This window comes from Roseimicrobium sp. ORNL1, from assembly GCF_011044495.1.
GTDB lineage: Bacteria > Verrucomicrobiota > Verrucomicrobiia > Verrucomicrobiales > Verrucomicrobiaceae > Roseimicrobium.
The window spans coordinates 7515494-7530068 of sequence record NZ_CP049143.1; the positions used below are offsets into that span (position 1 = coordinate 7515494).

The 14575-nt window shown below is 61.5% G+C and carries 10 protein-coding genes; 5 read left to right on the top strand and 5 right to left on the bottom strand.

Going from position 1 to position 14575, the window contains the following annotated elements:
• Nucleotides 1–56: 56 nt before the first annotated feature.
• The 3 genes from G5S37_RS30445 to G5S37_RS30455 all read left to right on the top strand — a co-directional run bounded on the left by G5S37_RS30445 (nt 57) and on the right by G5S37_RS30455 (nt 6328).
• Nucleotides 57–4070 (top strand): response regulator, encoded by a 4014-nt coding sequence (locus G5S37_RS30445; RefSeq protein ID WP_206026223.1) that lies wholly within the window; start codon nt 57–59, stop codon nt 4068–4070.
• Between the two features lie 47 nt (nt 4071–4117).
• Nucleotides 4118–4492, top strand: coding sequence for a hypothetical protein (locus tag G5S37_RS30450; protein WP_165210293.1), 375 nt, complete (start codon nt 4118–4120; stop codon nt 4490–4492).
• Between the two features lie 123 nt (nt 4493–4615).
• Nucleotides 4616–6328 carry a hypothetical protein gene (locus G5S37_RS30455; RefSeq protein WP_165210296.1) on the top strand — a complete coding sequence of 571 codons (1713 nt, stop codon included), beginning with the start codon at nt 4616–4618 and terminating at the stop codon, nt 6326–6328.
• Between the two features lie 483 nt (nt 6329–6811).
• Here G5S37_RS30455 and G5S37_RS30460 read toward each other — a convergent pair whose 3' ends face one another.
• The 5 genes from G5S37_RS30460 to G5S37_RS30480 all read right to left on the bottom strand — a co-directional run bounded on the left by G5S37_RS30460 (nt 6812) and on the right by G5S37_RS30480 (nt 11978).
• Nucleotides 6812–8251 (bottom strand): glycosyltransferase family 2 protein, encoded by a 1440-nt coding sequence (locus G5S37_RS30460; protein ID WP_165210299.1) that lies wholly within the window; start codon nt 8249–8251, stop codon nt 6812–6814.
• The gene (locus G5S37_RS30465; protein ID WP_165210302.1) at nt 8251–9348 is read right to left on the bottom strand and encodes a HEAT repeat domain-containing protein; all 1098 of its coding nucleotides are present in this window, start codon (nt 9346–9348) and stop codon (nt 8251–8253) included. The genes G5S37_RS30460 and G5S37_RS30465 overlap by 1 nt, the downstream gene beginning before the upstream one ends.
• Before the next feature lie 28 nt (nt 9349–9376).
• Nucleotides 9377–10705: a tetratricopeptide repeat protein gene (locus G5S37_RS30470; protein ID WP_165210305.1), complete on the bottom strand. Its 1329-nt coding sequence runs from the start codon at nt 10703–10705 to the stop codon at nt 9377–9379.
• Nucleotides 10702–11085, bottom strand: a complete 384-nt coding sequence (locus G5S37_RS30475; protein ID WP_165210308.1) for a response regulator — start codon at nt 11083–11085, stop codon at nt 10702–10704. The genes G5S37_RS30470 and G5S37_RS30475 overlap by 4 nt, the downstream gene beginning before the upstream one ends.
• A 119-nt stretch (nt 11086–11204) precedes the next feature.
• Nucleotides 11205–11978, bottom strand: a complete 774-nt coding sequence (locus G5S37_RS30480; RefSeq protein WP_165210311.1) for an RluA family pseudouridine synthase — start codon at nt 11976–11978, stop codon at nt 11205–11207.
• A 121-nt stretch (nt 11979–12099) separates the two neighbouring features.
• Between G5S37_RS30480 and G5S37_RS30485 the strand changes: the two genes are divergently transcribed.
• Together G5S37_RS30485 and G5S37_RS30490 are read left to right on the top strand one after the other, a co-directional pair.
• Nucleotides 12100–13491 carry a hypothetical protein gene (locus tag G5S37_RS30485; protein ID WP_165210314.1) on the top strand — a complete coding sequence of 464 codons (1392 nt, stop codon included), beginning with the start codon at nt 12100–12102 and terminating at the stop codon, nt 13489–13491.
• Between the two features lie 222 nt (nt 13492–13713).
• Nucleotides 13714–14340, top strand: a complete 627-nt coding sequence (locus tag G5S37_RS30490; RefSeq protein WP_165210317.1) for a hypothetical protein — start codon at nt 13714–13716, stop codon at nt 14338–14340.
• Nucleotides 14341–14575: the final 235 nt, after the last annotated feature.

Here is a 14575-nt window from a genome sequence, read left to right on the forward strand (position 1 = left end):
GAGGCGAAACAGCACTCGATTTCAACATGGCACGCGATTATGGTAATTATCAGATCATGGCCGAGGCCGACCGACTATTCCCGACTGCGGATCAGCATCACCGGGCACGCCTGCTCGTCGTTGCTTGCGGGGGCATGGTGGCGCTGCTCGGCCTGATCGTGATGACGGGCTGGTTCTTCCAGCAACAGGTCATCATCCAGATTCGTGGGAATTTCGCCGTAATGCAGTTTCTCACTGCCGTGTGCTTTGTCCTGGTGGGCGTGGCCCTGCTGGCGCGGGGTCTTGAACGGCAAAGAGTCTCGGCCGTGCTTGGCCTGCTTACCGGGATCATCGGCTGGCTCCTGTGCCTGGAGTATTTCCTGGGCCACGATTTCGGTTTTGAACTGCTTGCCAACCGGCTGCCTCACACCGCGGATCATGTGAGCAACCTCCGGCCTTCCCCGCCTTCCGCGCTGTGTTTTGCCCTGTGTGGCACCGCGCTGGCGGTGCTGGCCTCGCCCCGGCTTCGTCTCCTCCACTGCCCGGTGGGGTGGGTGGCGGGCGCCTGCACCCTGTCACTGAGTCTCGTGGCTCTGGTGGGATATGCCATCGGACTCACGGGGACGTATGCCTGGGGTCAGTTCACCGGCATGGCACTTCACAGCGCGGTGGGTGTCGTGATCCTCTCCGTCGGCCTGCTGGCCGCGACACTGCGTGATTTCAGAGGGAAGACGCCGCAGGATCATCCGTGGTTCCCCGTGCCCTTCGCGGTGGCAGGTACCGTCGCCACCATCCTGCTCTGGCAGGCTCTGCTGGCGGATCAGCGCAACTCCCAGGTAGCGGAGGCCGACATGATGGCCAGGAACCTCGTAAGCTCAGTGCGTGAGCAGTTGGGCTCCCGGCTACGGGCCATCGACCGCATGGCCCAGCGTTGGGAAGTCCGTGAGGGAACGCCCCAAAATGAATGGGAGCAGGATGCCATGGCGTACCTCCGCGATGAAAAGGTCTTCGACTCCATTGAGCGTGTGGACGCGGATGGACAGAGTCGCTGGATCACGCCAGACAGGCAGCATTCCATCACCGTTGGGGTGCCGGAAGGCACCCGGCAGGCCATCCAGGAAATGACCACGCTGGCCCGTGAGTCCTCCTCACGAGCGCTGTCACCCGTCGTGCCCATCTCGGACGGACGCCCCTGCATGCTGGTCTGCCGGCCATTGTTTCCAGGAGGCAAGTTCGACGGCTACATCCTCGTCGCGATCGACGTGAAACGGCTTCTCACAGAGATGCTCGTGCAATCGCATGCTGAGGGCTACCTCGTGTCTGTGGCGGAAGATGGAAACCCCATCTTCAGCAGCGTGCCCGGCATGCCCGAAGTAGAGAATCCAGAGGCACGGGCCACGTTTGAAACACTGACCCGGCGCTGGGATGTCTCCCTGGAGCCGCGCAACGACATTGTCAGCAAGCAGAGCCGCCTGCCCAATCTCATCCTGGTCACCGGGCTTGGCTTCACCGCGCTGCTGGCTCTTTCGGCAGTAGCCCTGAGGATGATGCGCAGCCACGCCAGGGCCACCTACCAGGCGAACACAAGCCTGCGTACGGAAATGCAGGAACGACTGGAGGTGCAGAAGCGGCTCCGCGAAAGTGAGGCAAAACTGCAGGCAGTGCTGGACTCCGCCACCGGGGTTGCAGTGATAGGCGTGGACGCCACCGGCACCATCACCTTTTTCAACAGGGGCGCTGAAGAGCTGCTTGGCTATCAGGCGGAGGAGATGGTAGGACAACATACACCCGCCATTTTTCACTCTGCAGATGAGGTGAAGGCACGCGGAGAGGAGCTCACCCGGACCCTCGCGCGCGAGGTGCAGGGTTTCGAGGTGTTCGTCGCGCTGCCCAGAAGGGATGGTGTCGAGCGCCGGGAGTGGACCTATGTATGCAAGGACGGCACACACAAGACGGTGGAACTCACCGTGACCCTGATACGGGACGCTGTGGGCCATGCCATCGGATCCCTGGGCACGGCAGTCGACATCACGGAACGCAAGCGCATGGAGGAACGCCTGCGCAAGACCGTCCGGGCTGAGCAAACGGCACGCGCGCTTCTGGATGCCGCGGGACGCATCGCGAAGCTGGGACATTGGGAATTCCTCCTGGATGGTGGTGGCTTGAAGTGGTCGGACACCGCTTATGCCATTTATGAATTTGAGCCGGGCACACCGATCAAAGCAGAAGAGGCCCTCACACTCTTTGCCCCAGCTGAAAGGCCCATTGTCGAACGCGCCATCCAACAAGCGATGGTAGAGGGAGAAGTCTTCGATTTCGAAGCACGCATCACGACCGGAAGGGGCCGCCAGCGCTGGATCCACATTCGCGGTGAGCCGGTCCGTGATCCCCTGGGCAACATCGTCTCCCTGCGCGGAGTCGTGCAGGATGTGGATGAGCGTCACCAGGCGGCGGAACTGCTGACCCGCCGCAACTGGGAGCTGGAAGTGGCCACCGCGCAGGCCCAGGCCCACGCCAGGACGAAGGCCGAATTCCTGGCGAACATGAGCCACGAGATCCGCACGCCTCTGAACGCCATCATCGGGATGTCAGAGCTGTTGCATGACCTCAGCATGGATGAGCGGCAGCGCGAGTATGTGAATACCATCCGCGTGAGTGGCGATGCGCTGCTGGGAATCATCAATGACATTCTCGACTTCTCCAAGATCGAGGCCGGGCAGTTGCAGATGGAGGTCATCCCGTTTGATCTTCGCGAATGCGTGGAGTCGTCCTTCGATCTGGTGTCCGGCCAGGCATCGCGGAAGAAGCTGGATCTCCTCTACTGGATCGAGCCCACCGTGCCTGCCTTCCTGCTGGGCGATCCTACCCGGCTTCGCCAGATCCTGGTAAACTTCATCTCCAACGCTGTGAAGTTCACCGAGCGGGGGGAAGTCTTCGTGCGCATCTGCCGCAAGAGCGCGCCAGATGTCCCGGACAAGCTGCACCTCTCCGTGCGCGACACCGGCATCGGCATTTCTCCGGAGCACCAGCACCGCCTCTTCCAGTCCTTCAGCCAGGTGGACTCCTCCACCAGTCGCAAGTACGGCGGCACGGGGCTGGGCCTGGCCATCTGCCACCGTCTCATCTCCATGATGGAAGGAAGGGTGTGGGTGGAATCCGAACCCGGAAAAGGAGCCGACTTCCAATTTGAGATTCCGCTGCAGCCCACGGACTTCGCGCCGGCTCAAGTGTATCAGCGTGGTCATGATCGCGAACTCCAGGGCATGCGCGTGCTGGTGGTGGATGACAATGAAACCAACCGCTGGATCCTGGAAGCCCAGAGCAAGGCCTGGGGCATGGTGCCGCGCAGCACGGCTGCTCCCGCAGAGGCCCTGTCATGGATCGAACGAGGCGATCCCTTCGACATTGCGATCCTGGACGGCCACATGCCGGGCATGAACGGCTTTGAACTCGCGGAAAAGATCAACGCGCATGTGCCGCTGCAGCAAATGCCCGTGCTGGTACTCACCTCTCTGGGGGACTCCAGTGCCTCCGACAGCAGGCCCGGTGTCAGCACGGTCATCTCCAAGCCACTGAAGACCCAGGCCCTGTACGAGAGCCTCCTGCGCCTGCTGGGGAGTGACAAGAACACGCCACGACGCAAGGCTGCTCCCGCCTCCAATCCGCAATGGGCGCTCGACTATCCGCTCAAGATTCTCGTGGCTGAAGACAACCCGGTAAATCAACGGGTCATCTCCCTGGTCCTCGAGAGGCTCGGCTACCGGCCGGAGATTGTGGCCAATGGTCTCGAAGTGCTCACGGCGCTGCAGCGCAAAAAGTATGATCTCATCCTCATGGATGTGCAGATGCCGGAGATGGATGGACTCCAGGCCTCGCGTGAAATCTGCCGGCTTTACGATCGCGCCAGCCGGCCCCGCATCATCGCGCTGACAGCCAATGCGGTGGCAGGCGACAAGGATGATTGCCTGGCCGCCGGCATGGACAGCTATCTCAGCAAGCCCGTGCGAAGCCAGGAAATCGCCGAGGCGCTTCGCAAGACTTTCGAAGAAAGGCCCAAGGTGGCGACCCAGCCCGAAGCATCCACTCCTTAAGGCGGTTGGCCTCGTCCCTTCCCCCAAAACTCAACCCTTCAGATCCGATGTCTGCAACTCAACCTGCCGTGGTCGACGAAGATCAGTTTCTGCAATGCCTGACCGGCGAGACCGAAATCGATCAGGACCTTCTCCTTCTCTCCATGACCCAGTGTGAAGAAGCGCTCGCGGCCATGTCGCAGGCTCTTCACTCCGGCAATGACGCCGCCTGGCTGCAGGCCACCCACCGCGCCCGGGGCTTCTGTGGCACCATGGGATTCGCCCGCGCCGCCCATCTCTGGAACATCGCCGAATTTGAGGCGAAGACACCGGAGGCCCGCTCGGAATCGATGGCCGTCATACGCAATACCGTGGAAGAACTGCGCGCGGAACTGCGCGCGCGCGGCTACGAGATTCCCGACACATGCATTTCCCCCAGTTGATCCCGCATGCAAGCGTGTCCGGCCCAAATCACTTCCCGTCGACCTATCCTCCCTGCGATGGCAGGCGTTGTTGGCATGTTCATGTGCGGGTGTCTGTGTCCCGCTTCTGGTGAGAGTCCCCCCATGCTCGCGCTTGAGAAGCTTCCAGCAGGACAGTCGCCCGCAGCGGGAACGCCTCGCTGGCAGCAGATGCTCAATCCGGACGGGACCTGGAGCGTGCTGAAACTGCAGGGCGCGGAACAAACACCGGGGGCAAAGCCTGGGCCGTCCCTCACCCTTCCGGCAGGAACGGTGCGCTGGGCCGCCATCCTGCCGCCGGAACTCGCCAAGCAGACGGACGGCGGTGTGCAACTCATCGGCAATCTCCAGACGAATCCTCCGACGGTCGAGGAGTGCTCTCCGCTGCGACAGCAGGCTCCCCTGCTCCCGGCGCCGCCCGGGGTGAATCTGGTGCGCAATCTGGAGTGGACCACCTTTGGTGTGGAGGAGCGGGTGCAGGAGAAAAACACCGCTCCTGATACACCCTCATGGACCATGAAGCCGGGTGCGAAACCCGCAGGCCTGTACGCCGCGCGCTCCTGGCGGCTGCCTCTGCTGGGAGGCAAGGAACCGTGGGTACTCCAAGTCGTGGCGCGCGGGTCCGGAAAAATCCGGACGGGCCTCGCCTTCGACAACGGCCGGGGGTTTGGTGACGCGACCATCCTCGAAACACTGGATCTCAAAGACTCGGCGACCACCTATTCCCTGAAGCTGCCCAAGCCACTCGCGGAAGCAAAGCAGTTGCGTGTGGTGCTGCTGGCACCAGATGATCATGCGGCGGAGCTGGAGGTATCTTCCATCTCCTTCCAGCAGGGAGCGGAAGTCGGAGGCGCGCAGGTCGCAAAGGAATCCGAACTCGGCGTGTGGAACTGGTCCACCAAACCGGATGAATGGCGCAGGCTTGAACCTTTGTGGAAGCAGGCTGGTGTCCGGGTGCTGCAACTCGCGTTGCCGAGGGAGTTAAAGGACGGAGCAGATGGTCCCCTGCCTGCCCTGGCCGATCTGCGCAAAGCGGGTTTCCGTGTTGTGGCCGTGGAGGGTGATCCCCACATGATCCTGCCGCAGGAGAAGCCGAACGTTGTAACACGGCACCAGCAACTCTCCGCGCTGCATGGCAAGTACCTCGATGGCATCCAGTACGACGTGGAGCCTTACCTGCTCCCCGGCTTCCGCCTGGAGCCGGAGCTGTGGCACCAGCACTGGCTGCAGATGTATGAAGCGATCACGCCGGGCAAGGCGCCCCTCAAGGTGGAGCCCGTGGTTCCCTTCTGGTTGATTGCCCAGCCCGCCGCGCAAAAACTTCTCAAGGGACTGGCGCCACGCGCCGCACGCATCGTGGTGATGAACTACCGCAGCGACGCCGGCGATGCCGCCGCGTGGGCCACCTCCTGGTTGGAGTGGAGCCTGCAACACCAATGCCCCGTGGCCCTCGCAGTCGAGTGCGGCCCGGTGCCGGATTTGCAGAGCGCCACCTACCGCAAAGCGGAGCGGGGCACGCTCTGGATGAAGTCATGGCCCGGTCATGGCACCGTGGCCGTGCTCTTCGACGGCGAAGTGGAGCCCGGAGCCGGCACCGGCGCCACCACCTTTGCCCTGGCGAGACAAGGCACGGTGTCTGGTGCGGCCACCAGTCTGCAGGGTCAGGATCCTTCCCATGTCGCAGCGTGGCTTCAAGCCATGCGCGAGATCTCCCAACGTCTCGACCTGCCACCCAAGCTCGTGCCGCGTTTGCTGTTGCATGAGCCGAAGGAGGAGCTGCTGCGGTATCTCGGGGAGAGGAAGAAGGAGAATCCGTGAGAGTATTTGCGTGCATTACAAAACATCCCACACCAGCGTTGTGCCTATATGGCGTCTCTGCGATCTGCGCATACCCGCTCGCGGAGGCCACTCACCGATTGATGCATTGGCGCCCTGAAAGGGCGCAGGAGCCCAGCCCAGGGTTAGGGAGCCTTGGCGACCGACACCCTGGGTGGTGTATCAGGATGTATTCGACTCTGAAAGAGTCGCGGAGTCGTCAAATAGGCCCTATGGTCTTGCAGACCATTCGTCGCGCTCCTCGACCCCTTCAGGGTCGGATATTTTTTTGGTGGCAACCCAGGGTGTCGGTCGCTGAGGCTCCCTAACCCTGGGCTGGGCTCCTGTGGTCTTTCAGACCACCCGATGTCTAAAGCAGTCCGTGAATGGATAACGCAAATACTTGTCCCACGACAAGACGCTCAGTTTTCTCTTCTCGCGTATCGTACGATTGTCCGGGAAGCGACCTGATGCGAATACATTATTCTACGACGACGGCGCCTTCGTGAACCCCTTGCGGGTCATCGCGCCCCAGCCTTGTTTCCCGCGAAGGTACTGCCAGATGCCCATCACTCGCCACCAGCTGTTGAGCTGGCGATAACCAAAGTTCTCCACCACGGCACCGATACCCATCCAGAGAAGATCCCTGACGCGGCGATGATGCTGCAGTGAGAACTCCGAGAGGATCATCGCGCCCAAACTGAGGCACAGACCAAAACCAAACACCACGGCGCAGTAGGCCACGAAGAACTGCCAACTGAGAATCCCTGCCAGCGCGCAGAGCGGCACCATCACCAACCCGAGCAGCTCCAGCAGCGGACTGATGACATCAAAGATAAGAAACGAAGGAAGCGCATACATGCCCGCGGATCCATAGCGTGGCCTCCCGAGCATGCCGCGGTGTCTCCAGAGTGTCTCGCACAGGCCGCGCTGCCAGCGAGTGCGCTGACGTGAAAGCACCCTGATCGAGTCAGGTACTTCTGTCCAACATACGGGATCCGGCACATGCCACACCTCGGAAGGCACTCCGTTATCTCCAGCCCAGCGATGCAGGCGCACCACGAGCTCCATGTCTTCACCCACCGTGCCGTGCGCATAGCCGCCGAGTTCCAGCAGCACATCACGACGGAAAATGCCGAACGCACCGGAGATGATGGTCACCGATTGATTCCGCGTCCACGCCATGCGCGCGAGCAGGAAGGCGCGGAGATATTCCACGGCCTGGAAGAGCTCAAGCCAGTGCTTGGGCGGCCGCACTTCCAATACCTGGCCAGCACGCACCTGGCAGCCATTCACCACGCGAATGGTACCGCCGACCGCGAGAGTCGTGTCGGGTGCATCCACAAACGGCCGCACCGCACGCAGAAGCGCATCTGAGTCCAGCAGGGAATCCGCATCCACCGCACACACATAAGGATGTGACGCGAGATCAATCGCCGCATTGAGCGCATCCGCCTTGCCGCCATTTTGTTTGTCGACCACGAGCAGGTTCGGAAGAGCGGCACAGGCATAGATGCCGCGGACGGGCTGATAGGCAGTGCGGCCCGGGAGCGCGCGATGCACCGGGTGCAAGGCGAATGCCTCAATGAGTCTCTCGAGGGTCTTGTCCTTCGAGCCATCATTCACCACGATGATTTCGTATTCTGGATAGCGCAGCGTCAGCGTGGAGCGCAAGCTTTCCACAATGGTGGCTTCTTCATTGTACGCCGGCACCAGTAACGTCATGGGAGGTGTGGCCTCTGACGTGAGCAGCCACCACTCCCGCAGGCGCGAGGCACGGCTGCGCGCGCGAAGAAACTCCGGCAGGGCCTTCATCAGCTGCACGAGGTAGATGCTGTTCTGCGCGACCTGCAGCACCAGGATCACTCCTGCCGTGATCCAGACGGCCCGGTGAAACCACACGTCATCCAGCCACTCGACATTCATCAGGCGTGGAGGAGTGTGGTTGTCGCAGTTTCCGGCGGGTTGGACTGGGTGGCTTCACGAATGATGGACTCCAGCAGCGGATCCTGTGGCGCCATGGACACCAGATGATCCCAAGAGCGGCCGCCCCATGTCGCCAGCGCGTGTACTGCCGTGCGGCGCACTTCGAAATGGCGGTCCATGGCCAGGTACTCCAGCACGGTGGTGGCGGTATTGTCTCCACGCATGGAGCGGGCATAGCGCGCCACGGCGAGCCGCACATTCGCATCCGGATCCCGGGCGAGGACAGCGACGGCTTCTATGTGCTGGGGATCGGCCAGCCGCTCCAGGGCATCCACCGCAGTTGCACGCACCTTGGCAGAAGGATCCGCGAGATAGGTCGCCACCTGCGTGGCATACATGAAGTCACCCGCCACGGCGAGGCCGTCCAGCAGCAGGGTTTTTTCACGCGCATCCGTGGCGCTCTGCAGGAGCCAGCTCAGCGTAGGACTCTGGCCCGGAGCCATGAGGCGAATGATGTCCCGGGTGCGTTCCGACCGCATGGCTTCCGTACCACGCAGCGAGGTCATGATGGTCTGCAGCGAAATGCCGGGCGTGCTGCGAGCCGTCAGCGCATGCGCGGCCTCGAGCCGGACGCTGGGGCGCGGGTCACGCAGGAGCACGGCCAGCTTCTCATCCACCTGCGCGCTGGGTGCCATCCATGCCAGCAGGGCACAGCCTCTCATGCGTGAAGTTTCAGAGGTGCGCTTCAGCAATCGGAAGCCATACGTCTCCGCACCGATGTGCTTGAGCACCTCATGCAAGTTATCCCGGTACTGGCCGCGGAATCGCTCCGCGAGATCACGCAGCAAGCCCAGCACGGCCTCCGTCTCCAGGCGTCCGCGCAGTCGCGGCAGCGAGGCCAGACTCTCTCCCCCCTCCAGCGCAGGCAGCAGCAGGGTCAGCCAGCGATCTGCGATCTGATCGCGCCGCTTGCTCCGGCGATTTTCCCTCATGCGATAGAGCAGCAGGCTGCACCACAGCAACACTGCCACGCTTGCAAAGGTCAGGGCAATGATGGTGAGGATGACCAGTGCTGGCTCTATCAGAGTTTGCGTCATTTCACTTCACTTCAGGTCAGGTTGTGTTTCAAAAGAGACAGCCCATGCTGACCGCCATGCCGTAGCGCACCACAGAGTCCTTCACATCTTCGCGCTCGGCGTCGACACGGACGTGCCAGGTCTCCGAGATTGGCACCACGATGCCAAAAAAGATCGTATACGACTCCAGACTCTGGGCCTGCTGGATGGTTTGATTCGTGAGAGACTCCACGGACTGACCTGCACCCATGCGCACCATCCACCGTTCCTTGGGCTCCCACATGAGGTAGGCCAGCCAACCGTCGGTATTCTCACCGGTGTCATAATGCAGCCGGATCCAGGAGGCACTCACGGTCCATCCACCCTTGATCGCCTGTTCCCAGCCGAGGCGGTACGTGTCCACCTGTGCGGCTTCATAGTCGGCCCACCGTGTCTCCGTCAAAAGCGTGCCGCTGCCAATCCCGCCGAGCTGTTTGTAGAGACGCCAGCGCAGCGCGCCTTCCACATAGCCATTGGCGCTGAAGTCCGCATCGGGAGCGAAGCCGCCGAAGACCGATGCCTGCACACCGGTGGCCACTGGACCTGCCGCGCCGAACTCGAACTGGTGATCATACAACTTGAAGCGCTCGCCGTATTCCCAACGAGCCCAAACGCCCCAGGACTCGATCTTGGTGGAGACTGCGAGGAAGGTGCTCCACCAGTTGTCGCGCTCACCTCTTTCGAAGGTGCTGCCGGTGACTCCGAAGTCCGCACGCCAGTTCTTCTGGTTGTCGATGCGATCAAGCCGCTTCTGGTTGTCCGGTGACGGATCCACTTCCAGCGCACGCACATAGAGCTCGCGCGCCTGTTTGAATTTTGATCGATCAAACTCCAGATCTCCCAGGCCGATGAGTGCGTCCACCTGCTTTGGGTTGACCGCGAGGACTTCCTCGTAGTAGCGCCTGGCTTCCCCCGGATCGCCACGCCAACCTGCGATGCGACCGCGCATGACCAGGACCTCCTCATTCTTCGGGAATTCGGCGTCGAGCGAGGCGAGGCGTTCGTCAGCGGCAGCATAGTCGGACTTCCACGCCATGACACGCGCCTCCGCGACACGGAGGTCATAGTCCTTGGGCGCAATCGCCAGGCCCTTTCTCAAGGCCACGAGTGACTCGTCATTCTTTCCCTGCCAGCCCAGCACGGTGCCGTAGTGGAACCACGCTTCGACATTCCCCGGCTTCTCCGCGAGTGCCTTCTTCAGCAGGGTCGTGGCTTCCTCCAGGCGTCCGGCCTGCTTTGCTGCGATGGCGTCTTCATAGACTCCGGCCAGGATCCGGCCGCAGCACATGAAGGCGAGCAACGGCGTGAGCCACGGGATGGAGAATCCCCGGCCCCTCACGCAGCGACTCCTCCCGCAAGGATACGGCTCACCCTCGCCAGCAACTCTGCCGGGCTGAAGGGCTTGGTGAGGTAGTCATTGGCCCCTTCATCCAGGGCCCCCACCACATCCGTCTCGCGATTGCGGGCGGAGAGCATCAATACGGGAATGGAAGCAGTCTCAGGGAGGCGGCGCAATTCGCGCAGCGTCGCAAAGCCATCGAGCACGGGCATCATCCCATCCAGGATGATCAAAGACGGTCGCTCGGTGAGAGCGAGGCGCAGGCATTCGTTGCCGTCATACGCAGACATCATCCTCCAGTTCTGCTGCGCCGCTTTGAAAGCTAGCACGCGATGCAGGAGGACGTCGTCATCAGCGAGTAGAACGAGGGGCTGTTTCACTGCGGAATTTTACCATAATTTTCATAACTCCGAACCAAAAATCGGAGTGAAATAGCATTCAAAATCACTAGGTAATCCCTTTAGCCTGATGCGCAGATCAGGTTTCTTCCGGAAAAAAGTTACTCCGCGATGAATTTTTCCAGGTCGGGGGTGAGAGGGGCCGTCCAGCGATGCTCCAGCTCCGGCGTTCTCACCTCCAGCACGTGGGAATGCAGCGCCTGCCGGGGGAGCAGCAGCCGCTCCTCAAGCGACGGAGTCCAGTTCGTCTCCATGAACTCAAGGTAGCATTCCTCGTCCACGCCATAGAGCTTGTCTCCCACGATGGGGTATCCGGTGAATTGCAGGTGCACGCGAATCTGGTGCATGCGCCCCGTGTGCGGCGCAGCCTCCACCAGCGCGAAGGGCTCCACGCGGCCATCCGCCAGCGTTTTTTCAAACCGCTTCAGCACGTGGAAATCCGTGAGGCACGGCGCGCCATGGGGATGCACGCACTGCTTCACCCAGATGCGGGACTCCATGACATCTCCCTGGCGCAGGAGGGGCTCCTCTATTTCCAGATCATCCCACTCCGGCCAGCCGTGAACAATCGCGAGGTAGGTCTTGTGCATCTGGCGACGCATCATGGCCTTGCCCAATTCACGCGCGGTGCGGCTTGTCTTGGCCACCAGCACCACGCCGCTGGTTTCACGGTCGAGACGGTTGATGATGGAAACCTGACCGCCATTCACCAGTTCATAGCGCAACAGCTCGCGCAGGCCATCCCACAAGGTGAGACCGGTGTCTGAGGGTTTGCTGGGGTGGATCTGCAGGGGCGCCGGCTTGTTCACCACGAGCCATTCGTCCGTTTCCTCCAGGACGGTGAAATGGTAGTTGGAGGCCAGTGGCTGAGGCATTTGTACTCAATGTAGCTAGGACCGGGCACGGTGCATCTGCAAGCAGTGCGTCCGATTTCCCTCGAAATCCGGCCGGGGTGTGTCACGCTTGTTCCGTACCAACCAACCCCTGTTTCCTGCCATGATGCTGCTTCGGGTCATCCTGTTCCTATCACTGGCATGCGGTCTCTCGCACGCCACGGAAGCGACGTCGACAACTTCCGAGGTGAAGAAGGAGTCCACGCTGGAGCAATCCAAGGTGACGACAACCGCACCTGCTGCTGCTCCCACCGTGCTGACAAACACGGATGCGGAGGTGGATGCGCACCTCAAAAAGATCGCGGACGATCCCCGGCTGCCGGGTGTCGCCTTGTCTGAAGGCATCAGCCAGATCACGGGCACAGCCATCAGTCCTCTGCTTGGCGTGAGCGCGCTGGGCGCGTGGAAGTACTTCCAGACACCCGCGCATCAGCGTCATCTTCTACCGTGGTACTGCCATCCCTGGGCTTGGGGCCTTGGGCTCGGCCTGATCTCGATTGTGCTGCTGAAGGATGTGTTCGGCGCCACGGCACCTGCCCTCGTGAAGAAGCCTCTGGACTTCATGGAACTCTTCGAAGACAAGGCCAGCGCACTGGTGGCCAGCACTGCCTTTGTGCCGCTCGTCGCGCTCGCCATGGCCCAGATGAATGCCATCCCGGTGCAGGACGCCGCCCATGCAACGACCAGCATGATCACGCCCGCGGAAGTGGGCTTCGCCACCGCCTCGCCACAGCTCGCCTTCCTGGACAACTCGTGGGTGCGGTTCGCCATCTACACGCCGGTGATGATGCTCTGCTTCCTCGTGGTGTGGCTGTCTTCACACGCCATCAATGTGCTCATCGCGCTCTCGCCGTTCGGCCTGGTGGATATCGCGCTGAAGTTTTCCAAGCTCTTCCTGCTGCTCCTGGTGACGGGCGCCTCGCTGGTCCACCCATTGCTGGGTCTGGTGGTGTGCCTGCCCATTATCGCGCTGGCGGTGTACATGTCCGGCTGGGCGTTTCGGTTCACCGTCTTTGGCACCGTCTTTGGCTGGGACCTTCTGTTTGGCCGGAAGGCGGACAAGGAGGACCTCAAGAACGGCATCCGCTGCTTCACCGCACGCAAGACCCAGGGAGTGCCGATACGCACCTATGGCAAGCTCAAGGTGAATGGCCTGGGCATGCATTCCTTTCATCACCGCGCCTGGTTGATCTTCCCCGCACGCGAAGTGCCGCTGGATGAACCCATGGATGGCATCACGCGCGGCATGGCGCACCCAACCATCACCCGCAGCGATCTGCAGGGGCGCCCGCGTCCTGCCTTCCTGCTTTCGCCGCGCCATCGTCACTGTGTGGAGGACATCGGCAATCAACTCGGCATCCAGAACTTCGCAGACAGTCCGCTGCGCCGTGGCGCACAAGCCGTGAAGGGATGGTTCGCAGAGGTGACCGTCGCCAGCCGCACCTTGGTGGAGGGCAATCCTGCTGCCAGCCCACCTCTGCCGAAACTGCAGTAGCACCCGTGTGTCAGCGAGACGGCGGAGCCAGCGGGCGACGCCGAGGGAAGCCGGTAGTCTTGTCTCGTTTGGCGCATCGACGAGGCATTCTGCACGCTTGATCCACCGACAATGGCTGCGGAGCACTGCGAACTTGAATAAGTATTTAGAGCCATTTTCCTCCCGGCTGTATGAAATTTATTGCTCCTCACTCTAATCACACAACACCGAGGAATCTCTCCCATGTTCTGGCTCTCCGCGCTCGTCACCGGCCTCACCACTTCGGCGTTTATCTGGTGGCTCCTTGAAAACTACGGACCTTGGCAAAAAACGACCGAGGCCCTCGAAGCTCAACGGCAGGAAATCGAAAAGCTTCAGGCGACCGTCGAGGCACTGAAGAACGAACAGGCCCAAGCCGCGAAGGAAACGGAAAAGCCCAAACTCACCGCTTCTGCGGACAAGGGATCTTCCGTTTCCCGTGTGCAGTTCGAGGCGGAGTTCCGCATCTACCAAGAGGTACACGGACTCGCTCATGAAGTCGTGGCAGCGCACGCGAAAGTGTACCCTGACGAAGCGTTCCTGATGGCTCCGGCGGATGAAACACAGAAGCGCTTCATCGGTGCGCAGCTCAAACTCACCGAATGCCTCGCTAAAGGCGAGCCCTTCTTCGAACCGCGCGTATTTGAGAGCTACAAGCTGCTCGAGGAATTGATCCTCAATCAAAAGGTGGCGCTCCTGCAAGCCGCCGGCCGAGGGGGTGGCGATCCCAAGAACCGCAAGACCGATCGCAAAGCCATCACGCTTGCGCTGCAAAAATGCTCGGATGTGATCCGCAACCGCATCTCCAACGTGGCGGTGGTGGCGTCCTGAGTTGTAGAGACGTCGCGTAAGCTCAAGGAGTGGGGGCATTCGTGCCCCCATTTTTTTTTGGCAACTACGTTTGCGGGTGTTCGACAACGCTATCGCGTCAGCGGAGCGATTGTCCCGCAGGGAGCGGCACTAGCCTTAGTGCCGGCGGTGAACAAAATGGGGTGCGGAGCCTTTCCTTCCGAAGTTCTACGGACGTTTCCAAGCTCCCAGCGTGGCTACGCTGCAAATGACGGCA

Excerpts from the sequence above, each read along its gene's own strand:
- G5S37_RS30445 (WP_206026223.1), top strand. The coding sequence starts at position 57 with ATGGCCGAGGCCGACCGACTATTCCCGACTGCGGATCAGCATCACCGG.
- G5S37_RS30450 (WP_165210293.1), top strand. The coding sequence starts at position 4,118 with ATGTCTGCAACTCAACCTGCCGTGGTCGACGAAGATCAGTTTCTGCAA.
- G5S37_RS30455 (WP_165210296.1), top strand. The coding sequence starts at position 4,616 with ATGCTCGCGCTTGAGAAGCTTCCAGCAGGACAGTCGCCCGCAGCGGGA.
- G5S37_RS30460 (WP_165210299.1), bottom strand. The coding sequence starts at position 8,251 with ATGAATGTCGAGTGGCTGGATGACGTGTGGTTTCACCGGGCCGTCTGG.
- G5S37_RS30465 (WP_165210302.1), bottom strand. The coding sequence starts at position 9,348 with ATGACGCAAACTCTGATAGAGCCAGCACTGGTCATCCTCACCATCATT.
- G5S37_RS30480 (WP_165210311.1), bottom strand. The coding sequence starts at position 11,978 with ATGCCTCAGCCACTGGCCTCCAACTACCATTTCACCGTCCTGGAGGAA.
- G5S37_RS30485 (WP_165210314.1), top strand. The coding sequence starts at position 12,100 with ATGATGCTGCTTCGGGTCATCCTGTTCCTATCACTGGCATGCGGTCTC.
- G5S37_RS30490 (WP_165210317.1), top strand. The coding sequence starts at position 13,714 with ATGTTCTGGCTCTCCGCGCTCGTCACCGGCCTCACCACTTCGGCGTTT.